We start from the raw sequence: 22,996 nt of genomic DNA, 5'->3' as shown, positions 1-22,996 counted from the left end.
TCAGGGCGATAGGGAATCCGCGGGTGTTAGGAATATTTCATCGCGGAAAACCGGTGCGCGATGTCCGAAAGCCGGGTCAGGCGGTTCGCATGGCCGTCTTGGCGGGGCGAATCGGGGCCTGTGGCAGCCGCACATCGATGCGCTTCAGATAGCTCCAGAACCCGCATTGCAGCCCGATCAGCATGAGGATGAACGGCTGGAAGGCGATGCCCACGAACAGCGATCCGATCAGGTAGACCACTTGGGCCAGCTGGAGCGACACCGCCAGCGGCGCCACCCAGGCCTCGTCCGGACCGGTGCGCTTGCGCCAGCGGCGGCGGATCTGCTCCATCTGCAGCAGGCCCGTCAATTGGAGCAGGATCCATAGCCCGAAACCGGGGAAGCCCTGCTCTCCCAGCATCTCGAAGTAGCTCGAATGGAAGGCCCGGCCCTCCTCCACCACATGAGTGCGCCGAATCTCGGTGCTGCCGTCCACGGTCGTCTTGGCCACGGTATCGTATTCGACGCGGCTGGACTGGTTGACCACGAAGCCGCCGCCCAGGGGGTGCTGCTTCACATAGCCCCAGGTCCACTTCCACACGCCCAGACGCGTGCTGGCGGACTGGTCGGCCTCGTGATTCTCGATCGTGCCCATGCGCGCCAGGAAGGCCGGTGGCAGGAACGGCACCACCACCATCACCGCCAGCGCCATGCCCCCGGCGATCAGCACTTTGTGCTTCGCGGTCCTCAGGTAGAACAGGCAGAGCACGCCCAGGCACACCAGCCCGGTGCGGGCCTGCGTGCCCACGGGGATCAGCGAAGCGGCGAAGATCAGCGCCCCGGCAAACAGATAGACGCGCCAGTCCGCCGGAAAGACCGTGCCGTACTTCACCAGCCAGAGAATGATGGGAATGATGGAGATCGCCACGGCCGAGAGGATCGACCCTTCGTAAAGGCCGGTGTTGTTCTCCACGAAGATGCGCAGCGTGCCGTAGCCGCCGCCGCCGCCCGCCGTCTTGAGCCCGCCGTCGATGATGAGCGCGCTCGCCGCCAGCACCATCACGAGCGCCACCGCCTCGATCCGCAGGCGGGTCCGCAAAGTGAACGGCAGGAAGATCGCGAAGACCAGCGCCTTCCACACCCAGGCCCACTTTTCCGCCGCTTCGGCCGGATAGACGGCAGTCCAGGTGGTGAAGCCGCAATAGAGCAGCAGCAGCACCAGGATGCCCTGCCGCCAGGTGAACCGCGAATCGCGCTTGTCGTCCAGAGCCACCCAGCCCAGGAACGCCGCCGCGAAAGCCATCAGCGAGATCGGCAGATGAGCCAGGATGCCCCAGGAGATGATCTGCGGGGAGACGATGTCCACGTAGAGATAGCATAGCACCCAGAGGAACGGGCGCCGGAAGCCGATCAGCAGGAAGCAGGCGACGAAGCCCGTCAGCGCAAGGTCAAGCATCGCCGTCCTCGCGCGGGTCGTCTCCGCCCGGCCAGCGCATCTCGCGGCGGACGGGCGCGGTTCTCGACCGCGAGGCCGGGGCCTTTCCGCCGGCAGCCGGCGCCGTGTCGGGCGGAGAGGATGCGTTCCCGCGCGCCGATTCGACATCGAGATCCGGCCGCATCAGCAGCCGCCAGGCGGCCAGCGCCAGCAGTCCGTGACTCAGGGCAAGGGCAAGGATGTCGACCATCGGCGCCGGGCCTAGCAGTGCGGAGTTGACGCGGCGTTAAGCCTTGCAGACTTACGACCTGGCTCATGACCCGCGTCCTTCACGTCCTCGACCATTCGCTGCCGATGCAGAGCGGCTACACCTTCCGCACCCGTGCGATCCTGAAGGCGCAGGAGGCCATGGGCTTCGAAGTCCGGGGCGTCACCGGCATACGCCACAAGGCGGCCGGTCCCGCGGTGGAGGAAGCCGATGGCCTGGTGTTCCATCGCACGTCGGGATCGGTCGGCGGCCCGCCGGTCCTGCGCGAATGGCGCGAGATCGGGCTTTTCGCCGAATCCATCGAGCGGGTGGTGCACGAATGGCGGCCGGACGTGCTCCATGCCCACTCGCCCTCGCTCTGCGGCGCGGCCGCCGCGCGCGTCGCCCGGCGCCACGGCATTCCGCTCGTCTATGAAATTCGCGCCTTCTGGGAAGACGCCGCGGTCGGCAACGGCACGGGCCGCGAAGGCTCGCTGAAGTACCGCCTGACCCGGGCGCTGGAGAACCGCGTGGTGTCGCGCGCCGATGCCGTCGTGACGATCTGCGACGGCCTGCGCCAAGACCTCGTCGCGCGCGGCGTGCCGGCGGGGAAGATCACGCTCATGCCCAACGGCGTCGACCTCAGCCTGTTCGGCGCGCCGCCCCCGCGCGATCCCGCGCTCGCCCGCGAACTCGGGTTCGAGGTGGAGGGCCCCGCCGGCACCCTGGCCTGCCCGGTGATCGGCTTCATCGGGAGCTTCTACGACTACGAAGGGCTGGACGACCTGATCGCCGCCATGCCGCTGCTGCTGGAACGCCAGCCCCTGGCGCGGCTGCTGCTGGTGGGCGGCGGCCCGCGCGAAGAGGCGCTGCGGGCGCAGGCGCTGGCTTCTCCCGCTGCCGGCGCGATCCGCTTCATCGGCCGCGTGCCGCATCAGGACGTGGAGCGCTATTACGCCCTGGCCGACGTGATGGCCTATCCGCGCAAGAAAAGCCGGCTGACGGACCTCGTCACGCCGCTCAAGCCGCTGGAGGCCATGGCGCAGGGCAAGCTCGTGGCCGCCAGCGACGTGGGCGGGCACCGCGAACTGGTCACTCACGGCAAGACCGGCACTCTCTTCGCGCCAGACGATCCCGCCGCCTGCGCCGCCGCACTTGCGGGCTTGCTGGAGGCGCGCGAATCGTGGGATGCCTACCGCCAGGCCGGGCTCCAACATGTCCGGGAACGGCACGATTGGGCCGTCAATGCCGGTCGTTATCGAGACGTTTACCAAATGGTGGCACCTCTCGATGCACGAAAAGGGCTGGAAACCGCTGCCTGAGCTGGCGGCTTCCGCTCAAACAGATCTGAGAACGGGGTTTAGAAACGTGGCGAAACCAGAGAACAGGAAGCCCCAGCCGATCAGCCGTCATCCCTTGTTCCCCGCCATCGTGGCCTTGTGGTTCGCGGCCCTGTTCGGCCTGGGTTCGATCATCGTCAGTCCGGCGCTGATCGAGCATATCGTCCTGTCGACCGGCATTGCCAAGCTGGTGCCCATGGCCGCGCCCCCGCTGGGGACGACCGCCCGCATCCTGTTTGCCCTCGGGCTTACCGGCCTGGGCGGACTGATCGGCCTGGTGGCCGCCCGCCGCGTGGCCCAGACCGCCGAAGCGCAGACCTCGCAAAGCGGCACGGCGCGCATGCCCTTCGCCGGGCTGGAACCTGCGGAAACCGATCTCGAACCTGAAGCCGACCCGGCGCAGGATCGCAAGTCCGCCGCCATGCCGCGCCGCCGCCGTGCTTTCGCGCTGGTGGCCGAGGAAGCGCCCCGGCTGGAAGAGGCCGATGCCGCAGCCGAAACCGACGCCGAAGTTTCCGGGAACGGCCAGCCGCCGATTCTCAACCTCTCCGATCTCGACCTGGAAGGCATCGAGGCCGCCGGCCTGACCGACCCGGCGCTCCCGCCCGAGCAGCACGCCTATCGCCAACCGACTCTGGCCGAGAGCGACCTGGACACGGCCGGCGCTCTCGAAACCGCCGAGATGCCCGAATCGCACATGCCCGAATCACTGGCCGCCGAATGGTCTGTCGCGAACGAGGACGAAGCCGAAATCGCTTCCGAGGCCCGCGCTGAGGAAGCCGCGCCCGAAACCATCGGCCCGGACGTTCCTGGCCCAGACGGTTTTGCCGAAGACGATCACGGCCCCTTCGGCCGCATCCCGGAATGGCTCGAACCGCGCCAGGAAACCCACACCTTCTCGCCGGCCGCCTGGGCCGTCTCGCAGGACGATGTCCCCGAGCCTGCCGCATCCGCACCGGCGCCCGAAACCCTGAACAACCGCCTGTTCGAAGCCTATTCGCGCTCCTTGTCGGAAGTGGCCGAAACGCCGGCTTCCGAAGGCCGGCCGCTGTTTTCATCCGAAGCGGCGGAGACGGCCGATATCGCCGTGTCCTTCCGGGCCGCAGAAGAGCTGCCGCAGGCCGCGGAGCGGATTGCCGGCGCCGATCTCGAAGACCTTTCGCAAGTCGAACTGCTCGAACGCCTGGCGCTGGCCATGGAGCAGCAGCGCAGGCGCCGTCTTCAGGCCGCCACTCCTGACAGCGCGCCGTCCGACGGCACGGCTTCAGGAATCAACGCGCCCAACGGCACCGCAACCGCCGAAATGCCGGCGCCGCTTTTCGATCCCGCATCGCCGGGCACCGAGACCATCGCTTTCCCCGCGCCTGCCACTTCCCTCTCCACGCTCCCGCGCCTTGCCTCGGTAGCGCCGTTCACGGCGCCCCTGCGCCCGGTCCCGGACGAAGCATCGCCGGATCGGGAATCGCCGGAGCAGGACATCGTCCCTTCCGCCACCACCCGCATCCCCGCGGCTCTGCGTCCGGTGGGCTTCGATGCCTTCGGCCATGACGAAGCCGAGGACGCACTGCCCGGCTACGTCCCGCCCCGCCACATCGGCCTGGCGCCGGCCCGCCCGATCTCGGTCCTGGCCCGCACCCTGGCGGATGCCGAAGAGGCGGAACGGCTTGGTGATGAGGCCGAGGCCGAGGATCTCGGCAAATATGCCGCCTTCGACCCGCTCTCGCAGGACTTCGACTATGCCGAGGCTCCCGAGGACGACGAACAGGAGGCCGTGCTCGAGCAGGGTTACTCCTCGCTGCTCAACCTCTCGCGCCAGGCGCCCCGCCAGAACTTCGTGCGCTTCGACGAGAACGCCGCCCCCGCCGAGACATTCGGCGAGGACTCAGGCTCGGTGGAAGAGGCGCACCTTGCCGAGGACGGTGGGCACCGCCCGTTCGACCCGCCCGCGCGCCCCGATCCCAGCGAAACAGAAAAAGCCCTGCGCGCCGCGCTTGCCACGCTCCAGCGCATGAGCGGGGCCGCCTGAACGGTCGGTCCCGGGGACTGGCCTTTGAGCAGCCGGTCCCTGTCAAAACGCGTTCCACGCAACTGAAACACGTTTTCGCATAACAAAATTCCCTTTTTTCCCGCGCACACGCACTAAATTTTGCGCGCACCCCTGCCTTCACCATTGCAAAAGCGTCCCGCAATCGTCATGGGGGCGCGAGGGACCACCATGACGCGCACCGGCGCCGCACGATTCGTGCGCGGCGGGGCGTGGACAGGTCCCCGGCAAAAAATGACAGGATGGGTTTATATCGATGGGATTTCCTAAGCCCCAGGGCCTTTATGATGCGCGTAACGAACACGACTCCTGTGGTGTGGGCTTCGTAGCCCATATCAAAGGCCAGAAAACGCATGCTATCATTACTCAGGCGCTGGAAATCCTGAAAAATATCGACCACCGCGGTGCGGTGGGTGCCGACCCGCTGCTGGGTGACGGCGCAGGAATCCTGACTCAGCTTCCCGATGGCCTGTTCCGTAGCTGGGCCGCCGCGACCGGCGTCGAACTGCCGCAGCCGGGCGACTATGCCGTCGCCATGTGCTTCCTGCCGCAGGACGAGGCCAGCCGCGACCTCATCACGCAGACCTTCGAAAAGTTCATCGCCAAGGAAGGCCAGCACCTGATCGGCTGGCGCGACGTTCCCGTCACGCTCGATGGCCTGGGCAAGACCGTCATCAACTCGATGCCGGTGATCCGCCAGTGCTTCGTCGGCCGCGGCGACAACTGCGCCGACCAGGACGCTTTCGAGCGCAAGATCCTGGCGATCCGCAAGCAGACGCAGAACCCGCTCAAGGCCATGGCCGAAAAGCACAAGCTGCCCGGCCTGACCGAGCTCTACATGCCGAGCTTCTCCAGCCGCACGATCGTCTACAAGGGCCTGCTGCTGGCGACCCAGGTCGGCTCGTTCTACGACGATCTGCGCAACCCCGAGTTCGTCTCGGCGCTCGGCCTCGTGCACCAGCGCTTCTCGACCAACACTTTCCCGAGCTGGAAGCTGGCGCATCCGTTCCGCTTCATGGCCCATAACGGCGAGATCAACACGGTTCGCGGCAACGTGAACTGGATGAACGCGCGCCGCCGCACCATGGAATCGGAGCTGCTCGGCGCCGATCTCGACAAGATGTGGCCGCTGATCCCGCATGGCCAGTCGGACACCGCCTGCCTCGACAACGCTTTCGAGCTGCTGCTGGCGGGCGGCTATTCGCTCAGCCATGCGATGATGATGCTGATTCCGGAAGCATGGGCGGGCAACCCGCTGATGACGCCGGAACGCCGCGCCTTCTACGAATACCACGCCGCCCTGATGGAGCCCTGGGACGGTCCGGCCGCCGTGGCCTTCACGGACGGCCGCCAGATCGGCGCCACACTCGACCGTAACGGGCTGCGCCCCGCGCGCTTCCTCGTCACGGACGACGACATCTGCGTCATGGCGTCGGAATCCGGCGTGCTTCCGATCAAGGAAGACAACATCGTCCGCAAGTGGCGCCTCCAGCCCGGCAGGATGCTCCTGATCGACTTCGATCAGGGCCGCATCATCGAGGACGAGGAAATCAAGACCCAGCTTGCCAACGAAGAGCCTTACGAGAAGTGGCTCGACCAGGCGCAGTACAAGCTGGCCGATCTCGACGTGATCGAACCCGAACTGGCCGAGCTGCCCGCCCCCACGGGCACGCTGCTCGATCGCCAGCAGGTCTTCGGTTACACCCAGGAAGACGTCAGCCGCTTCCTGGAGCCGATGGCCGTCGCTGCCGACGATCCGCTCGGCTCGATGGGCACCGATACGCCGATCCCGGTGCTGTCGAACAAGGCCCGCCTGCTTTACGACTATTTCAAGCAGAACTTCGCGCAGGTCACCAACCCGCCGATCGACCCGATCCGCGAGGAACTGGTCATGAGCCTCGTCTCGATGATCGGCCCGCGCCCGAACCTGCTCGGCCACGATGCCGGCACGCACAAGCGCCTGGAAGTCAGCCAGCCGATCCTGACCGACCTTGGCCTCGCCAAGATCCGTTCGGTGGAAGCCGCGCTCGACGGCGCCTTCCGCACCGCCACCATCGACATGACCTGGGACGCCAAGACCGGCGCCGCGGGCATCGAAATGGCGATCAAGGAAATGTGCTGGGCCGCGACCGAAGCGGTTCTGGCGGACAAGAACATCCTCGTCCTGTCCGACCGTGCCCAGGGCCCCGACCGTATCCCGATGCCGGCCCTGCTGGCGACGGCCGCCGTCCACCACCACCTCGTCCGCCAGGGCCTGCGCATGCAGACCGGCCTCGTCGTGGAAACCGGCGAAGCGCGTGAAGTCCACCACTTCTGCGCGCTGGCGGGCTTCGGCGCCGAAGCGATCAACCCCTATCTCGCCTTCGAAACCATCGAGGCCGTGCGCGTTCGCAAGAACCTGCCGGTGACGGCGGAGCAGGCGGCGAAGAACTACGTCTATGCCGTCGGCAAGGGCATCCGCAAGGTCATGTCCAAGATGGGCATCTCGACCTATCAGTCGTACTGCGGCGCGCAGATCTTCGACGCGGTCGGCCTCTCGACCGCCTTCGTGGACAAGTACTTCACCGGAACCGCCACCACCATCGAAGGCGCAGGCCTGACCGAAATCGCGGAAGAAGCCGTCCGCCGCCACGATGCGGCCTATGGCGACAACCCGATCTACGCCAGCATGCTCGACGTCGGCGGCATCTACGGCTCGCGCGTCCGCGGCGAGGAACACGCCTGGACGTCCGAGAACATCGGCGCGCTCCAGCACGCCGTGCGCGGCAATATCCCCGCCAAGTACGAGGAATTCGCCCGCACCATCAACGACCAGTCGACCCGGATGCTCACCATCCGCGGGCTGATGGAGTTCGTTCCCGGCCAGGCGATCCACATTTCCGAAGTGGAACCTGCCAGCGAGATCGTGAAGCGCTTCGCCACCGGCGCGATGAGCTACGGCTCGATCTCGTGGGAAGCGCATACCACGCTGGCGATGGCGATGAACCGCATCGGCGGCAAGTCGAACACCGGCGAAGGCGGCGAGGATCCCTCGCGCTTCAAGCCCCTGCCGGGCGGCGACTCCATGCGTTCGTCGATCAAGCAGGTCGCCTCGGGCCGCTTCGGCGTGACCACCGAGTACCTCGTCAACGCCGACGACATCCAGATCAAGATGGCCCAGGGCGCCAAGCCCGGCGAAGGCGGCCAGCTGCCGGGCGACAAGGTGGACAAGACCATCGGCGCCACCCGTCACTCGACGCCGGGCGTCGGCCTGATCTCGCCGCCGCCGCACCACGACATCTACTCGATCGAAGACATCGCGCAGCTCATTCACGATCTCAAGAACGTGAACCCGACCAGCCGCGTCTCGGTCAAGCTGGTGTCCGAAGTGGGCGTGGGCACGGTTGCCGCGGGCGTTTCCAAGGCCCGCGCGGACCACATCACGATCTCGGGCTATGAAGGCGGCACCGGCGCTTCGCCGCTCACCTCGCTGACGCACGCGGGTTCGCCCTGGGAAATCGGCCTGGCCGAAACCCAGCAGACCCTGCTGCTCAACAACTTGCGCAGCCGCGTGGTGGTCCAGGCCGACGGCGGCCTGCGTACCGGCCGTGACGTTGCCGTGGCCGCGCTGCTCGGCGCGGAAGAATTCGGCTTCGCCACCGCGCCGCTGATCGCGGCCGGCTGCATCATGATGCGCAAGTGCCACCTCAACACCTGCCCGGTCGGCGTCGCCACCCAGGACCCCGTCCTGCGCGCCCGCTTCACCGGCCAGCCCGAGCATGTGGTCAACTATTTCTTCTTCGTCGCCGAGGAACTGCGCGCGATCATGGCCGAACTCGGCTTCCGCACGATCGCGGAAATGGTCGGCCGGGTCGACAAGCTCGACATGAAGAAGGCCGTCCAGCACTGGAAGGCCAAGGGTGTCGACCTGTCCAAGGTGCTCTACCAGGCACCGCTGGGCGACAGCCCCTCGCTGGGCTGGAGCGAAGCGCAGGACCACGGTCTTGAGAACGCGCTCGACAACGAGCTGATTGCCGCTTCGGGCGACGCTCTGGACAACCGCCAGGCCGTTCGCATCGAAAAGAGCGTCATCAACGTCAACCGCACGGTCGGCGCGATGCTCTCGGGCGAAGTGGCCCGTCGCTACGGCCATGACGGCTTGCCCGACAACACGATCAACGTGAAGCTCACCGGCGTCGCCGGCCAGAGCTTCGCCGCCTGGCTTGCCCACGGCGTCACGCTCGACCTGACCGGCGATGCCAACGACTATGTCGGCAAGGGTCTGTCCGGCGGCCGCGTGATCGTGCGCCAGCCCGGCCATGTGAACCGCGATCCGCTCAAGAACATCATCGTCGGCAACACCGTGCTCTACGGCGCGATTTCCGGCGAGGCGTTCTTCAACGGCGTCGGCGGCGAGCGCTTCGCAGTCCGCAACTCGGGCGCGATCGCGGTCGTCGAAGGTTGCGGCGACCACGGCTGCGAATACATGACCGGCGGCGTCGTGACGGTGCTGGGCAAGACCGGCCGCAACTTCGCGGCAGGCATGTCCGGCGGCATCGCCTACGTCTACGACGAGGACGGCGAGTTCGAGAAGCTGGTGAACCCGGCGATGGTCGATCTCATCCGCATCTCGGCCGAAGACGAAGACGAAGAGGGAACCGGCCGTCCCCAGCAGCGCACCGTCTCGGTCCGCGACCTGGGCATGGGCGACATGCTGCGCCACGATGCGGAGCGCCTGCGCATCCTGCTCGAACGCCACCACCTGCACACCGGCTCGAAAAGAGCCCGCGCGCTGCTCGACGACTGGTCGAACGCGCTGGGCAAGTTCGTCAAGGTGATGCCGCGCGACTATGCGAAGGCTCTGCGCCAGCAGGAGGCGGAACGCCTCGAAGCCGCCTCGGTCGCAGCAGAATAAGATCTAGGAACGTATCAAGATGGGCAAGGAAACCGGCTTCCTCGAACTGGACCGCCAGGATCGCACTTACGGCGACGCCACCGAGCGCCTGAAGAACTACAACGAATTCGTCGTCCCGCTGTCGACGGAAGCGCTGAAGGACCAGGCATCGCGCTGCATGAACTGCGGCGTGCCGCACTGCCATACCGGCTGTCCGGTCAACAACATCATCCCCGACTGGAACCACCTGGTCTACGAGGACGACTTCAAGAACGCGCTGGAAGTCCTCCACTCGACCAACAACTTCCCCGAGTTCACCGGCCGCATCTGCCCCGCCCCGTGCGAGGCCGCGTGCACGCTGAACATCATCGACCAGCCGGTCACCATCAAGTCGATCGAATGCGCGATCGTCGACAAGGGCTGGCAGGAAGGCTGGATCACGCCGAAGCCTGCCGAGAAGAAGACCGGCAAGTCGGTGGCCGTGGTCGGTTCCGGCCCGGCAGGCATGGCCTGCGCGCAGCAGCTGGCCCGCGCCGGCCACTCGGTGACCCTGTTCGAGAAGAACGACCGGGTCGGCGGCCTGCTTCGCTACGGCATTCCTGACTTCAAGATGGAAAAGCACCTCATCAACCGCCGCCTGGTGCAGATGATGGCTGAAGGCGTGGAATTCCGCACCTCTACCGAAGTGGGCGTGACGGTCTCGGTCGCCTCGCTCAAGGAGAACTTCGACGCTGTCGTGTTCTCCGGCGGTGCCGAAGATCCCCGTCCGCTGAACATCCCCGGCTTCGAACTGCCGGGCGTGCGCTTCGCGATGGAATTCCTGACCCAGCAGAACAAGCGCAACGCGGGCGACGACGAACTCCGCGCCGCTCCGCGCGGCACGCTCTCGGCCACCGGCAAGCACGTCATCGTCATCGGCGGCGGCGACACCGGTTCGGACTGCGTCGGCACTTCCAACCGCCAGGGCGCCGCTTCGGTGACTCAGCTGGAAATCATGCCCAAGCCGCCGCTGCACGAGAACAAGGCGATGTCCTGGCCGAACTGGCCGCTCAAGCTGCGCACCTCGTCCAGCCACGAAGAAGGCGTCGATCGCGACTGGGCGGTGCTGACCAAGCGCGTCGTCGGCGATAACGACGTCCGTGCCCTCGAATGCGTCCGCGTCGAGTGGAAGGACGGCAAGATGCAGGAAGTGGAAGGCAGCGAGTTCACGCTCCAGGCCGACCTCATCCTGCTCGCCATGGGCTTCGTCGGCCCCCGCAAGGCCGGCATGCTCGACCAGTCGGGCGTCGATCTGGACGCACGCGGCAACGTCAAGGCCACCATGGTCGACTACCGCACCAGCGACCCGGCCATCTGGTCCTGCGGCGACATGCGCCGCGGCCAGTCGCTGGTGGTCTGGGCGATCCGCGAAGGCCGCCAGTGCGCCCGCGCCGTGGACGAAGCGCTCATGGGTGCTTCCGAACTGCCGCGCTGAAGCCGGCCGGTCCGCTGGATTGAAAAAGGACGTTCCGCTGAATTGAAAAGGGGCGTTCCGCAAGGAGCGCCCCTTTTTCATGCCGGCATTCCGTCCGGGCGATCACTCCCGGCCGGCGATTGACCCAAGGCCGGGACGCGGCGAGGCTCGCTCGTACCTGTCCCCCGGAGAACGCCCGAATGCTGCTGGAAATCGCCGAGATCGAAGTGCGTCCGGGCGCCGAGGACGCTTTCGCCGCGGCCATGAACGAAGACGGGCTGGCCCAGCTCGCCGCTTGCGAGGGCGTCGTCTCCGTCCGATTCGGTCGGGGCGTGGAGAATCCGTCGAAATTCACCTTCAACGTCGTGTGGACATCGATGGAAGCCCACGAGGCTGCCCGCGCGCTGGACAGCTTTACCCGCTTCCGCGCCGCCTTCGGCGACATGGGCGTGGGCGGGGCGATGAGCCATTACGTCATGGACGAGGCCATATCCGGCGTCTCCGCCTGAACGCGCTGCTGTGACGCGGCGCCAGCGGCCTACCAGTCGATCCGGCCGCGACCGTTGGCCTCCAGAAAGGCATTGGCCTGGCTGAAGGGCCGGCTGCCGAAGAACCCGGCATGGGCAGACAGCGGGCTGGGATGCGGCGCGGTCAGCACGAGGTGATGGCTGGAGGCCAGTCCCGGCACCCGCATGGCTTTCTTCTTCGCGTGATTGCCCCAGAGCAGGAACACGCAGGGCTCCGCTTTCGCGGCGACGGCGGCCACGGCAGCATCGGTGATCGCCTCCCAGCCCTTTTTCTGGTGAGACCCGGCCTGGCCCTCCTCCACTGTCAGCGCATTGTTGAGCAGCAGGACGCCCTGCCGCGCCCAGTGCTCCAGGTTGCCGTGTCCCGGCGCCGTGACGCCGCAATCGGTCGCCAGTTCCTTGTACATGTTCGCCAGCGAAGGCGGCACCCGCACGCCATGCGCCACCGAGAAGGCCAGGCCATGCGCCTGTCCGGCGCCGTGGTAGGGATCCTGCCCCAGGATGACCACGCGCACTTCGTCCAGCGGCGTCAGTTCCAGGGCGCTGAGGCGGCTGCCGCGCGGCGGATAGATCCGCTTTCCGGCGTCTTCCTCGGCCTGAAGCCAGCCGCCGAGATGGCGCGATTCGGGGGAATCGAGCACCGGACCTAGCGCGGCCTGCCAGGATGGCGGCACGCCCTGCATGGCTCCTGAAGCGTCCACTTGCGGCTTACTCCCGATCTGTCGACGGCCATCGGCGTCCCGGACTTGTGCGTTCGGATCAAACTCCGGCCGCCTTGGCCATTGCCTAACTCAGGCCCAGTCCCTAAGCATTTCCGGACCATGGCTGTCTATCTCCACGAAGAAGATCTCCCCGAAGGCGTGCTTGCGCCGGGACCCGTCGCCGTCGACACCGAGACGATGGGCTTGATCACCCCGCGCGACCGCCTTTGCGTGGTCCAGATTTCCGACGGACAGGGCGACGAGCATCTCGTCCGCTTTGCGCCCGGCAGCGAGTTTGCCGCGCCGAACCTGAAAGCGGTGCTGGCCGATCCGGCGCGCCTGAAACTCTATCACTTCGCGCGGTTCGACCTCGCGGCGATCGAGCACTACCTGGGCGTCACCGCCGCACCGGTATTCTGCACCAAGATCGCCAGCAAGCTCGTGCGGACCTACACCGATCGACACGGGCTGAAGGACCTGGTGCGCGAACTGCTGGGCAAGGAAGTCTCCAAGCAGCAGCAGTCCAGCGACTGGGGCGCCGCCGAACTGACCGAGGCGCAGAAGGACTATGCCGCTTCGGACGTGCGATACCTTCATGCGATGCACCAGATCCTGGTGATGCGCCTTGCGCGCGAGAATCGCAGCGACATCGCCCAGGCCTGTTTCGACTTCCTGCCCGCCCGCGCCCGGCTCGACCTGGCCGGCTGGCCGGACCACGATATCTTCAGCCACGAAGCCGCCTGATCGGAGCGTAAACAGGCATGTCGGTCGAAGCCAACCAGGTCCGCAACCGCCGCCGGCACCCTGCCGCGCCCGGCGGCTCGCACGATCGCATGGTGGCCTTCCTTGCCAAAGCCCTGCCCGCGGGCATCGGGCTGGTGGCGGCCGTCATGATCCTGGTGCCGCTCTCCCCGCGGGGCGAGATCAGCTTCCTGCTCGACCGTAACAAGGTGGCGACCACCGGCGAGCGTATCGCCGTCGACAACGCCGCCTATCGCGGCCAGGACAACCAGGGCCGCGATTTCGTGGTCACGGCCGGCACTGCGGTGCAGCGCTCGCCCGAAATCCCCATCGTCGAGATGCAGAAGCTCATCGCCAGGATGAACTTGCGCGACGGCCCGGCCGACATCGCCGCGCCGCGCGGTGCCTACAATTTCGACAATGACACCATGGCGGTGGACGGCCCGGTCAACTTCAAGTCGTCCGACGGCTATACGATGACCACCAGCAAGGTGGACGTCGACATCAAGGAGAAGACGGCGGTCGCATCGGGCGGTGTCCAGGGCACCGTGCCCTCCGGCACCTTCAAGGCCGACAAGATGCACGCCGATCTCGACACCCGCAATATTACGCTCGAAGGCAATGCCCGGATGCGCATTACGCCCGGCAAGCTGAGGATGCCGCAATGACCCCCCGCGCCAAAATGACCTTCCGAGGCAGCCTGTCCAAATCGGGCCTGCTCCAGTCCCGCCTGTTCCGCGCCGCCATCGCGGCCCCGGTGGCCGGGCTGGCCCTGTTCGCCGCCGGCCAGCAGCTGGGCGCGCAGGCGATCTCGGGCCACAATTCGAATGCGCCCGTCGATTTCGGTGCAGACCGCATCGAGCTGCAGGACAAGCAGAACCGGGTCGTGCTGACCGGCAATGTCGACATTACCCAGGCCGACCTGCGCCTGCGCGGCGCGCGCACGGTGATCGACTTCACCAAGGGCGACCAGACCCAGGTGCAGCGCATCACCGCCAGTGGCAATGTCGTCGTCACCCGTCAGGACCAGGTGGCCACCGGCGATACCGCCATCTACGACTTCAACCAGCGCATCATCACGATGGTCGGCAATGCCAGCCTCAAGCGCGGCACCGGCGATACCCTGCACGGCGGCCGCTTCGTGATGGACCTCAAGAGCGGCGTCTCCTCGGCCTCGGGAGGCCGCGTCAAGGGCACCTTCAACGTCCCCAAGAAGACCAACTGACGCCGAAGGGTCGATACGTCTGAGGGGTCGCCCTCAGGACGAAAGCGCATTCAGCAGGCACAGCAAAAAGGCCGGTCACGACCCTGAGGTCATGACCGGCCTTTTTGCTGTGCCGGGACCTTCTTCCGGGCGGATGCGGCCTTCGGGAAAGGCCGCGCTCCGCGACGGGTCAGAAGGCGCGATCGTGGACGAGAACCCGCAGGGTGAGGAACATGATGTGCAGGTCGCGCATGATGGTCCAGCCTTCGAGATATTCGAGATCGGACTGAAGGCGATTGATCAGGTCCGATTCCTGGTCCGTGGCGCCGCGATAGCCGCGCACCTGGGCCAGGCCGCTCAGGCCCGGCTTCAGGCAGTGGCGCTGCCAGTAGCGGCGGTCCACTTCCCAGAACAGCTTCTCGCCCGCCAGCGAGCCCGTGGCGTGGGGACGCGGCCCAACCAGGCTCATGTCGCCCAGCAGCACGTTGAAGAGCTGGGGCAGCTCGTCGATGCTGGTGCCGCGAATGAAGCGGCCGACCCGCGTGATGCGCTGGTCCTCCTTGGAGGCCGAGACGTTGCCGTTCGTGTCGCACAAGGCCTGCGTCATGCTGCGGAACTTGTACATGTTGAAGAAGCGGTTGCCGCGGCCCATCCGGCGCTGGACGAAGAACACCGGTCCGCCGTCCTGCAGCTTCACGGCCAGTGCCACGACCAGCAGCAGCGGCGAGAGCGCCAGAATCGCCGCGCCGGAGAAGGCGACGTCGAAGATGCGCTTGATGGCGCGCTCGCGTATTCCGAGCGGCCCTGCCGAGACGAGCAGCAGGCCGTGCTGACCCGTGACGCGCGCACCCTGGGCACCCAGACGGGCGACTTCGTCGTCCAGCACTTCACCGTCGACATTGGCGCCCTTGAGCACCATGGCCCATTCCGCGCGGCGGTCGGCCGGGCAGCTCACCACGACCCGGTCGATGTTGCGCAGCACGAGGCCGACGCGGTCGAGCGAATCGGGGTCCTTGAGGTTGGGCCGCAAACCCATGGCTGCCGCCGAGACGCGGATCGCGCCCGGCATGCGCAGCTGCGGACCGCCATCATCGATGATCAGCTCATTGATGACATTGGCACCGCAGCGCCAGTGGACGAAGCTGCGAAGCTGCAGCCGCGACCAGGCGATAAAGCCCATGGCGCAGATCACCCCGCCGCTGAACGCCCCGCGGGACAGTTCGGCGGAGGACTTCATGAGGAACTGCACGAAGACGACGACGACGACCGCCACCACCATCGACACTTCCGCACGGAAGATACCTCGCCAGCCGTCGCGAAGCGCGTCGGTGGAGTAGGCGGCATTGTACAAGGCCAATGTGAGGAAAATCGGCAAGAGCACTTGTCCGTAGACGAGTGCCATCTGAAATCCCCGGCCGGTATCATAAAGCCAGCCAGCCAGTGCGAAGCCAGCCAGCAGGGCCACAAGGTCCCCAACCAGCAAGGCAAGATAACATTGAAGCCGCCTACGTTCGAGCGAAGGTGCGACGAGAAGTTCGTCTGCTTCGGAGCGCTGAACGGCTTGGGTCGATACTGCAAATGGCGCATTCATGCGTTCAACACTCCCGAATTGTCGAACTCATGCCCCCCGGATCCCCTCGTCCTGTCCTACCACCAATGCCACGAATGAAAGTCCGTGCTGCACTGCAATAGGCGAATGTCCTTATGAACATTCCATCGGCGCGGGAAAGCCGATTCAGTTAAGCTGTTCTTTTTATCCGTTGTTTGCCATCAAGCGTAGCAATTCTAGCTATTTCGACTAACCCTTCCGCGAGAAGAAGGTCAGCATCCTGGCTATTACCCAAAAGGGTTTGGTGCATTGCAATAAGACGGGCAACCAGCCGTTCCAAACGATTACCACGCCAGATCCGCAATTGCACCCCAAGTGCTGGTTTGTCTTTCCAGAAAATTCGGCGGGAAGCCGCTTCCGAATCGATCAGGGCGGCCACGTCGCCGCTTCTTCCAAGCCGCGAATTCAGCCCGGCGAGCTGCGCCGTGCGCCGCTCGAAGGCGAGCAGCAGGCCAACGGCATTGATGCCCTGGTCGCGCAAGCGCTTGAGTTCGGGGCCGATCGCATCCCGCTTGCCGCCCAGCACCGCGTCGACCAGCGGTCCGAAATCGTCATCCTCGGTCGCAGCGCCCACCGCATCGAGATCCGCGGCAGACACCGGGCGCGGCGTCTCCGCGCTGGCATCGAGATAGAGCGCCAGCTTGGTCACTTCCGAGCGCGCCAGACGGGTATCCAGGCCGGAGGCCCGGGCGATTCGCTCGGCAAGGTCGCTGCCCATCTTCAGGCCGGCGCCATTCGCCATCGTGCGCACCGCGCTGGTCACCGACGATAGGTCGGGCGGGTAGAACATCGCCACCAGCCCGTCGGGCCGATTCGCCAGGAGCTTGGCGGTGCGTGACTTGTCGGTGGCGCCGGTCGCCACGATCAGGACCGGGCAGGCGTCCACTTCGTTTTCGAGCAGGATCTGGACGGCATCGTGTGCCTCGTCGCCCTGGGCGCGCACCCAGATATGGCGCGAGGTGCCGCCGAACAGCGAATTGGAGCGCGCCTCGTCACCGAGCTTGACCGGGTCGCGGCGCAGTTCGGAGCCGGCGATCTCCACCCGCTCGCCCGGTTCGGGCAGGAAAGAGAGGATCTTCGCCGCGGCATCGCTCGCGCCGGCCTCGTCCGGGCCGCAGAAGAAGAAAACCCGCGCCTGCTGTGCGGCGCGGGCTGCAAGGCCGCCGAAGTCCTTCTGGGTGGCCTTCACGCCCCCGCTCCGCAAGGACGCACGGGCGCTGGCCTCATTTCTCTGGGCCGCATCGGCCCGGTTACTGCTTGGTGTCGCCGCGCAGGCGCAGCGCGACGGCGGTGACGATCCGGGTGGCGACGTCCTTCGACATGTTTTCGAGCGCGGTCTGTTCCGCCGCGATCGTCGCATAGTCCGAAGAGACGACGTCGATGCCCGCATCCGATCCGGCAGTGGCGTCGAGCACGATCTCGTTGTTGGACATGTCGACCAGCTGATACCGCGCGCGAAGCGTGCGGCGTTCACGGCCGATGGTATCGTCCGAAAGCAGGGCGAAGCCTTCGAGCTTGTCGTCCAGGCGGATGTCGAGGCGGTAGCGCGGCGCTACGCCGCTCTTTTCCGCGCCGAGCTGATCGACCACGGCATTGCGGACCAGCCAGCCCGCACGCCCTTCGATCGCCGCGACCTGCACGCCCTGAAGCCCGCGCGCAACGGCACCGCTGCCGCCCCCTGCATACATCGGCTGGAGACCGCATCCGGACAGCACAGCGGCCCCGAGAAGAGCCGGGCTGACGAGACGCAGGAAACGAGGGCGCTGGAAACCCTTCACGCGACGAGATTTACCAGTCGGTCGGGAACGACGATCACTTTCCTCACCTCGGCTCCATCCAGTGCACGCTGCACTTTCTCGCTGGCAAGGGCAAGCGCTTCAAGCTCTTCCTTCGACGTGCCCTTGGCCACGGTCAGGGTGTCGCGCAGCTTGCCCTTCACCTGGACCGCCACGGTCACTTCGTCCTCCACCAGCAGCGCCGGATCGACGGCAGGCCAAGCCGCCTGGGCGACGAGACCTTCGCCGAACTGGGCAAAAGCTTCCTCGGTCAAGTGCGGCATCATCGGCGAAACGAGCAGCAGAAGCGTACGGATCGCGTTCGAACGGCTGGCCGAAGGGGCCGCCTTCTCCACCGCGCCGGTCAGTTCGTAGATGCGCGCCACGGCCTTGTTGAAGCCCAGCGATTCGATGTCCGAAGCGACCGCGGCCACCGTCTGGTGCGCCTTGCGGTCGATCGCCTTGTCCTCGCCCGTTGCCGAGGCGTCGTACTGGGCGAACAGGCGCCACAGGCGCTGCACGAAGCGGCCGCAGCCTTCGATGCCGGCTTCCGACCACGGCAGGTCGCGTTCCGGCGGGCTGTCCGACAGCATGAACCAGCGGATCGCGTCGGCACCGTAAGTCGCGACGATCTCATCGGGGTCGACGACGTTCTTCTTCGACTTCGACATCTTGATGACGCGGCCGACTTCGACCGGGGCGCCATCGGCCTTGAGGGTAGCGCTTTCCGCGCCGCGCTCGATCTCGCCGGGCGAGAAGTAGACCGGCTGGCCATTGGCATCGTTGATGCGGAAATAGGTTTCGTGCGTGACCATGCCCTGCGTGAACAGGCTGGCGAAGGGTTCCTTCACCTCGATCTTGCCGATGCGGGCCAGCGCGCGCGTCCAGAAGCGGGCGTAGAGCAGGTGCAGGATCGCATGCTCGATACCGCCGATGTACTGCTCAACCGGCAGCCATTCGGCGATCTTGGCCGGATCGAACGGACGATCTTCCGGCTGGCTGGCGAAGCGCAGGAAATACCACGAGCTGTCGACAAAGGTGTCGAGCGTGTCGGTTTCGCGGCGCGCGGCATGGCCGCACTGCGGGCAATCGACATGCTTCCAGGTCGGGTGACGCACCAGCGGGTTGCCGGGGGTCGTGAAATCGACGTCCTCGGGCAGCGTGACCGGCAGGTGCTTCTTGGGCACCGGCACCACGCCGCAAACCTCGCAGTGGATGAACGGGATCGGCGTGCCCCAATAGCGCTGGCGCGAGACGCCCCAGTCGCGCAGGCGCCACACGGTCTTGCCCTCGCCCCAGCCTTCCGCCTCGGCACGCGCGATGACGGCGGCCTTGGCGTCCTTCACGGCCATGCCGTTGAGGAAGTCGGAGTGGACGCAGACACCGTCACCGGCTTCGGACTCGCCGTCGAACGGCTTGTCGGCATCGGCTTCGCTCGCCGCGACGACGCGCAGGATCGGCAAACCGTACTTGGTGGCGAATTCGAAGTCGCGCTGGTCGTGGCCGGGAACGGCCATGACCGCGCCGGTGCCGTAGTCCATCAGCACGAAGTTGGCGATGAACACCGGCAGGTCGGCGCCCGTGAACGGGTGCTTGGCCTTGACGCCGGTATCGAAGCCCAGCTTCTCCGCGGTTTCCAGCTCGGCCGCCGTCGTCCCGCCCTGCTTGCACAGCGCGATGAAGTCCTCGACCTCGGGACGACCCACAGCCACCGCCTGCGCGATCGGGTGATCGGCGGCGACGGCCACGAAGCTGGCGCCGAAGATCGTGTCCGGACGCGTCGAATAGACTTCGACCGAGCCGATGCCACCGATTTCAGCCGAGAGGTCGAACTTGAACTGCAGGCCCTGCGACTTGCCGATCCAGTTCTCCTGCATCGTGCGGACCTTCTCGGGCCACTTGTCGAGCGTGGAGAGACCGTCCAGCAGTTCGTCGGCAAAGTCGGTGATCTTGAGGAACCACTGGGAAAGCTTGCGCTTCTCCACCAGCGCGCCCGAGCGCCAGCCGCGTCCGTCAATCACCTGCTCGTTGGCAAGCACGGTCATGTCGACCGGATCCCAGTTGACCGCCGATTCCTTGCGGTAGACGAGATCGTTTGCGTAGAGATCGAGGAACAGCGCCTGCTCATGGCCGTAGTATTCCGGCTCGCAGGTGGCGATCTCGCGGCTCCAGTCGAGCGCGAAGCCCAGGCGCTTCAGCTGCGCCTTCATGTTGGCGATGTTCTCGCGCGTCCAGCCGCCGGGGTGGACGCCCTTTTCCATCGCCGCGTTCTCGGCGGGCATGCCGAACGCGTCCCAGCCCATCGGATGGAGCACTTCGTGGCCGGTCATGCGCTTGTAGCGCGCCAGCACGTCGCCCATCGTGTAGTTGCGGACGTGGCCGATATGGATGCGCCCCGAAGGATAGGGGAACATCTCAAGCACGAAGCTGCGCGGCTTGGACGAAGTGTCGTCCGCCTTGAAGCACTGCGCGTCGTCCCACGCAGCCTGCCAGCGCGTGTCCGCCTGAGCCGGATCGAACCGCTCGGTCATCTTAATCGAGTCTCCTGCGGGTAAGCCCCCGCACAGTCGCGGCACCGGCCGGTGCCGCGTTCAAAAAACAATCAGCCGCCGATCGAATCGCGGCGAAGGTCGCGGGCGCGGGTGAGGATGATGTCCTCCAGCTTCTGCACGGTGGCAGCCTGCACCGGTGCCGCAGCCCAGCCGCCGTTGGCGGAGACTTCGCGCTGCGCGGTGACGCGCAGGGCGTCGGCGCGCAGGTCCTTGTCGAGGATCATGACGGTGACCTTGACGCGCTCGCCCGGCTGCTTGGGATTCACGTACCAGTCGGTGACGATGACGCCGCCGGCGCTGTCCGACTGGAGCAGCGGCATGAACGAGAGCGAATCGAGGCTGGCGCGCCACAAGTAGCTGTTCACGCCGATCGTGGTCACCGCCGAGGGCGCGATCGAGGAATTCACCTGCTTGCGGCCACCGCCACAGCCGGCCAGTGCAAGCGCGGCCACGGCGCAGAAGCCCGCGGTTGCCAGCGATCGAGCAGAGAGAAGGCCGGTATGGGTGCTGCCTGTCATCGTAATTCCCAGTTCCTGTCTTGGCGAAGGCGCCGGACTTTCCGCGCGCCTGCCGTAAAACGCCTCTATAGCCGCCATTGCCCGGCGGCAAGTGCGGCTTCTTCAGCTTGCGGCCATAACCCCTGCAAGGCTAAACGCTTGCTGAACGGCGGCGCGGCGCGGGAAAGCGCCTTTCTGCCCCTTCCCCGCGTGGATCAGCCTGTGTTAAGATGCCGCGGCCAGAATGGAGCTACCGGCTATCGCCTTTCGCCGCGCCATCCTGCAGGCCGGCATGGCCGGGCAGGATGTGTTGGCGCCGGAAGGCGGAATTGGGGCCTGCCGGAATGGAAGACGACTGGGACTTGAAGTGACGGAAAGCGAGCGCAATCACGCGTCGAAAAGCGGCATGAGGACCAGCATGATGCTGGCCTGCTGCGTGACCGTGCTCGCCTTGCCCAGCGCCGTCCTGGCCTTCACCACCACGTTCAAGGCCGATCCCTCGAATCGCGCCCTCGATGCGCTCGATGCCGAGACTTCGCCCGAGAACCTGTCCCGCGCCATTGCCATGCGCTCGCTGGGTAATGGCGATGCCTTCCCGTTCACCCCGGCCGGGGCCGCGGGCCGCCGCGAACGCGCCGTCACGGTGGCGGTGCGCGTCGATCCCCAAGCCGCGCAGGCGATCATCGTGCGCAATCGCAACCCGATGCCGCATAGCGAGCTGGCCAGCGTCGGCGGCCTGAAGATCGCGCCCGCCGCCTTCAACCTGGGCGTGGCGCGCGGCTATCAGAACTTCGCGGCCGACATCACTCCGCCCGCCCCCCCTGCCCGCGGCCTTGCCGACGCGCCGGAACTGAAGAAGTTCAGCCTTCAGGCCGGAACGCCTTCGCAGAAGGAGCCGCGGTTCACCACGCGCCTGTCGATCGACGAAAAGCGCGCGCCTGGCCGCGCACCGCACACTTTCGTAGGCGAAGCGGGTGAGGTCGACCTGGCCGGAGCCTACCGCGTGACCGACAATCTCGATCTGACGGCAGGCGTTCGCTACTCGCAGGATCGCGAACGCCTGGTGCCCCTGACCGACGGCAGGCAGGACAGCCAGGCAGTCTATGTGGGCACGCAGTTCAAGTTCTGATTTTTGCAACTCAGGCTGCATTTCTCTCAATCCGACATGGCGTAATTAAAGCTTGCTGCGGGAGGGCTTCCGCTTGCCCTTGCGCACGGCATTTCCTAGCCTGTGCTTGGTGGATGCTCACTAAGCGAAAGGCTATTTGAATGGCGCGCGTTGCTATCGTTACCGGCGGAACCAGGGGTATCGGGGAGGCTGTGTCGCTGGCCCTCCAGGAGAGGGGCCACACCGTAGTTGCAAATTATGCAGGCAATGACGAGAAGGCCAAGGCTTTCACGGACAAGACCGGAATTGCCGCCTACAAGTGGGACGTAGGCGACCATGAAGCCGTGCTCGACGGCGTCGCGCGGGTGACCGAGGAAGTCGGCCCCGTCGATATCGTCATCAACAACGCCGGCATCACGCGCGACGGCGTGCTTCACAAGATGAGCTTCGATGACTGGAACGAGGTGATGCGCATCAACCTCGGCGGGTGCTTCAACATGGCGAAGGCCACGTTCTCCGGCATGCGCGAGCGCGGCTGGGGCCGCATCGTCAACATCGGCTCGATCAACGGCCAGGCCGGCCAGTACGGCCAGGTGAACTATGCCGCGGCCAAGTCCGGCATCCACGGCTTCACCAAGGCGCTGGCCCAGGAAGGCGCCAAGTACGGCGTCACCGTCAATGCCATCGCGCCCGGCTACATCGATACCGACATGGTCGCCGCCGTCCCGGCGCCGGTCCTTGAGAAGATCGTCGCCAAGATCCCCGTCGGCCGCCTCGGCAACGCCTACGAGATCGCGCGCGGCTGTGCCTTCCTCTGCTCCGACAATGCGGGCTTCGTCACCGGCTCTACCCTGAGCATCAACGGCGGCCAGCACATGTATTGAGCCATCGGCGGACCGGCCCGCGCGTCG

At 66.2% G+C, this 22,996-nt stretch carries 18 protein-coding genes; 10 read left to right on the top strand and 8 right to left on the bottom strand.

Annotation, left to right across the window (positions count from 1 at the left end; all coding sequences use genetic code 11):
• Nucleotides 1-76 precede the first annotated feature (76 nt).
• Together AB4Z00_RS18920 and AB4Z00_RS18915 are read right to left on the bottom strand one after the other, a co-directional pair.
• Nucleotides 77-1,435 (bottom strand): putative O-glycosylation ligase, exosortase A system-associated, encoded by a 1,359-nt coding sequence (locus AB4Z00_RS18920; RefSeq protein WP_132264451.1) that lies wholly within the window; start codon nt 1,433-1,435, stop codon nt 77-79.
• On the bottom strand, nt 1,428-1,664 hold the full coding sequence (locus AB4Z00_RS18915) for a hypothetical protein (protein ID WP_132264449.1): 237 nt from the start codon (nt 1,662-1,664) through the stop codon (nt 1,428-1,430). The genes AB4Z00_RS18920 and AB4Z00_RS18915 overlap by 8 nt, the downstream gene beginning before the upstream one ends.
• A 65-nt stretch (nt 1,665-1,729) precedes the next feature.
• On the opposite strand from AB4Z00_RS18915, the gene AB4Z00_RS18910 reads away from it, so the two are divergent.
• The 5 genes from AB4Z00_RS18910 (at nt 1,730) to AB4Z00_RS18890 (ending at nt 11,880) form a co-directional block, all read left to right on the top strand.
• Nucleotides 1,730-2,983, top strand: coding sequence for a TIGR04063 family PEP-CTERM/XrtA system glycosyltransferase (locus AB4Z00_RS18910; protein ID WP_442046904.1), 1,254 nt, complete (start codon nt 1,730-1,732; stop codon nt 2,981-2,983).
• Between the two features lie 46 nt (nt 2,984-3,029).
• On the top strand, nt 3,030-5,027 hold the full coding sequence (locus AB4Z00_RS18905; protein WP_442046903.1) for a hypothetical protein: 1,998 nt from the start codon (nt 3,030-3,032) through the stop codon (nt 5,025-5,027).
• A 274-nt stretch (nt 5,028-5,301) separates the two neighbouring features.
• The gene (gene gltB / locus AB4Z00_RS18900; RefSeq protein ID WP_442046902.1) at nt 5,302-9,939 is read left to right on the top strand and encodes a glutamate synthase large subunit; all 4,638 of its coding nucleotides are present in this window, start codon (nt 5,302-5,304) and stop codon (nt 9,937-9,939) included.
• 19 nt (nt 9,940-9,958) lie between these two features.
• Nucleotides 9,959-11,392, top strand: a complete 1,434-nt coding sequence (locus AB4Z00_RS18895; protein ID WP_132264441.1) for a glutamate synthase subunit beta — start codon at nt 9,959-9,961, stop codon at nt 11,390-11,392.
• Nucleotides 11,393-11,571: 179 nt separating this feature from the next.
• Nucleotides 11,572-11,880, top strand: a complete 309-nt coding sequence (locus AB4Z00_RS18890) for a putative quinol monooxygenase (RefSeq protein ID WP_132264439.1) — start codon at nt 11,572-11,574, stop codon at nt 11,878-11,880.
• A 29-nt stretch (nt 11,881-11,909) separates the two neighbouring features.
• Here the strand turns inward: AB4Z00_RS18890 and ung are convergent, their stop codons facing one another.
• A complete protein-coding gene (ung, locus tag AB4Z00_RS18885; RefSeq protein ID WP_132265279.1) occupies nt 11,910-12,581 on the bottom strand; it encodes a uracil-DNA glycosylase in 672 nt (223 codons plus the stop codon).
• Between the two features lie 138 nt (nt 12,582-12,719).
• Between ung and AB4Z00_RS18880 the strand changes: the two genes are divergently transcribed.
• Genes AB4Z00_RS18880 through AB4Z00_RS18870 form a run of 3 tightly spaced genes read left to right on the top strand, consistent with a single transcriptional unit; the run spans nt 12,720 to nt 14,565 of the window.
• On the top strand, nt 12,720-13,343 hold the full coding sequence (locus AB4Z00_RS18880) for a ribonuclease D (protein ID WP_132264438.1): 624 nt from the start codon (nt 12,720-12,722) through the stop codon (nt 13,341-13,343).
• A 17-nt stretch (nt 13,344-13,360) separates the two neighbouring features.
• Nucleotides 13,361-14,008: an LPS export ABC transporter periplasmic protein LptC gene (gene lptC / locus AB4Z00_RS18875; RefSeq protein WP_442046901.1), complete on the top strand. Its 648-nt coding sequence runs from the start codon at nt 13,361-13,363 to the stop codon at nt 14,006-14,008.
• 14 nt (nt 14,009-14,022) lie between these two features.
• Entirely contained in the window at nt 14,023-14,565 is a 543-nt protein-coding gene (locus tag AB4Z00_RS18870; RefSeq protein WP_442046957.1) for an LptA/OstA family protein, read from the top strand.
• 169 nt (nt 14,566-14,734) lie between these two features.
• Here the strand turns inward: AB4Z00_RS18870 and AB4Z00_RS18865 are convergent, their stop codons facing one another.
• The 5 genes from AB4Z00_RS18865 to AB4Z00_RS18845 all read right to left on the bottom strand — a co-directional run bounded on the left by AB4Z00_RS18865 (nt 14,735) and on the right by AB4Z00_RS18845 (nt 20,998).
• Nucleotides 14,735-16,135 carry a sugar transferase gene (locus AB4Z00_RS18865; RefSeq protein WP_132264432.1) on the bottom strand — a complete coding sequence of 467 codons (1,401 nt, stop codon included), beginning with the start codon at nt 16,133-16,135 and terminating at the stop codon, nt 14,735-14,737.
• 148 nt (nt 16,136-16,283) lie between these two features.
• Entirely contained in the window at nt 16,284-17,342 is a 1,059-nt protein-coding gene (gene holA, locus AB4Z00_RS18860; protein ID WP_132264430.1) for a DNA polymerase III subunit delta, read from the bottom strand.
• A 61-nt stretch (nt 17,343-17,403) separates the two neighbouring features.
• Entirely contained in the window at nt 17,404-17,841 is a 438-nt protein-coding gene (gene lptE / locus AB4Z00_RS18855; protein ID WP_442046956.1) for an LPS assembly lipoprotein LptE, read from the bottom strand.
• 86 nt (nt 17,842-17,927) lie between these two features.
• Entirely contained in the window at nt 17,928-20,459 is a 2,532-nt protein-coding gene (gene leuS / locus AB4Z00_RS18850) for a leucine--tRNA ligase (protein WP_442046900.1), read from the bottom strand.
• 71 nt (nt 20,460-20,530) lie between these two features.
• A complete protein-coding gene (locus AB4Z00_RS18845) occupies nt 20,531-20,998 on the bottom strand; it encodes a DUF3576 domain-containing protein (RefSeq protein ID WP_132264426.1) in 468 nt (155 codons plus the stop codon).
• A 385-nt stretch (nt 20,999-21,383) separates the two neighbouring features.
• Here AB4Z00_RS18845 and AB4Z00_RS18840 point away from each other — a divergent pair, with 385 nt between their 5' ends.
• Together AB4Z00_RS18840 and phbB are read left to right on the top strand one after the other, a co-directional pair.
• A complete protein-coding gene (locus AB4Z00_RS18840) occupies nt 21,384-22,106 on the top strand; it encodes a hypothetical protein (protein WP_442046899.1) in 723 nt (240 codons plus the stop codon).
• A 140-nt stretch (nt 22,107-22,246) separates the two neighbouring features.
• Nucleotides 22,247-22,969 carry an acetoacetyl-CoA reductase gene (gene phbB, locus AB4Z00_RS18835; protein ID WP_132264422.1) on the top strand — a complete coding sequence of 241 codons (723 nt, stop codon included), beginning with the start codon at nt 22,247-22,249 and terminating at the stop codon, nt 22,967-22,969.
• The last annotated feature ends 27 nt before the right edge of the window (nt 22,970-22,996 follow it).

Source organism: Novosphingobium sp. YAF33, from assembly GCF_052113265.1.
Taxonomy (GTDB): domain Bacteria; phylum Pseudomonadota; class Alphaproteobacteria; order Sphingomonadales; family Sphingomonadaceae; genus Novosphingobium.
This window is presented reverse-complemented; position numbering and strand designations above follow the sequence as displayed.

Excerpts from the sequence above, each read along its gene's own strand:
- AB4Z00_RS18920 (WP_132264451.1), bottom strand. The coding sequence starts at position 1,435 with ATGCTTGACCTTGCGCTGACGGGCTTCGTCGCCTGCTTCCTGCTGATC.
- AB4Z00_RS18915 (WP_132264449.1), bottom strand. The coding sequence starts at position 1,664 with ATGGTCGACATCCTTGCCCTTGCCCTGAGTCACGGACTGCTGGCGCTG.
- AB4Z00_RS18910 (WP_442046904.1), top strand. The coding sequence starts at position 1,730 with ATGACCCGCGTCCTTCACGTCCTCGACCATTCGCTGCCGATGCAGAGC.
- gltB (WP_442046902.1), top strand. The coding sequence starts at position 5,302 with ATGGGATTTCCTAAGCCCCAGGGCCTTTATGATGCGCGTAACGAACAC.
- AB4Z00_RS18895 (WP_132264441.1), top strand. The coding sequence starts at position 9,959 with ATGGGCAAGGAAACCGGCTTCCTCGAACTGGACCGCCAGGATCGCACT.
- AB4Z00_RS18890 (WP_132264439.1), top strand. The coding sequence starts at position 11,572 with ATGCTGCTGGAAATCGCCGAGATCGAAGTGCGTCCGGGCGCCGAGGAC.
- ung (WP_132265279.1), bottom strand. The coding sequence starts at position 12,581 with ATGCAGGGCGTGCCGCCATCCTGGCAGGCCGCGCTAGGTCCGGTGCTC.
- AB4Z00_RS18880 (WP_132264438.1), top strand. The coding sequence starts at position 12,720 with ATGGCTGTCTATCTCCACGAAGAAGATCTCCCCGAAGGCGTGCTTGCG.
- lptC (WP_442046901.1), top strand. The coding sequence starts at position 13,361 with ATGTCGGTCGAAGCCAACCAGGTCCGCAACCGCCGCCGGCACCCTGCC.
- AB4Z00_RS18870 (WP_442046957.1), top strand. The coding sequence starts at position 14,023 with ATGACCTTCCGAGGCAGCCTGTCCAAATCGGGCCTGCTCCAGTCCCGC.
- AB4Z00_RS18865 (WP_132264432.1), bottom strand. The coding sequence starts at position 16,135 with ATGAATGCGCCATTTGCAGTATCGACCCAAGCCGTTCAGCGCTCCGAA.
- lptE (WP_442046956.1), bottom strand. The coding sequence starts at position 17,841 with ATGTATGCAGGGGGCGGCAGCGGTGCCGTTGCGCGCGGGCTTCAGGGC.
- leuS (WP_442046900.1), bottom strand. The coding sequence starts at position 20,459 with ATGACCGAGCGGTTCGATCCGGCTCAGGCGGACACGCGCTGGCAGGCT.
- AB4Z00_RS18845 (WP_132264426.1), bottom strand. The coding sequence starts at position 20,998 with ATGACAGGCAGCACCCATACCGGCCTTCTCTCTGCTCGATCGCTGGCA.
- AB4Z00_RS18840 (WP_442046899.1), top strand. The coding sequence starts at position 21,384 with ATGAGGACCAGCATGATGCTGGCCTGCTGCGTGACCGTGCTCGCCTTG.
- phbB (WP_132264422.1), top strand. The coding sequence starts at position 22,247 with ATGGCGCGCGTTGCTATCGTTACCGGCGGAACCAGGGGTATCGGGGAG.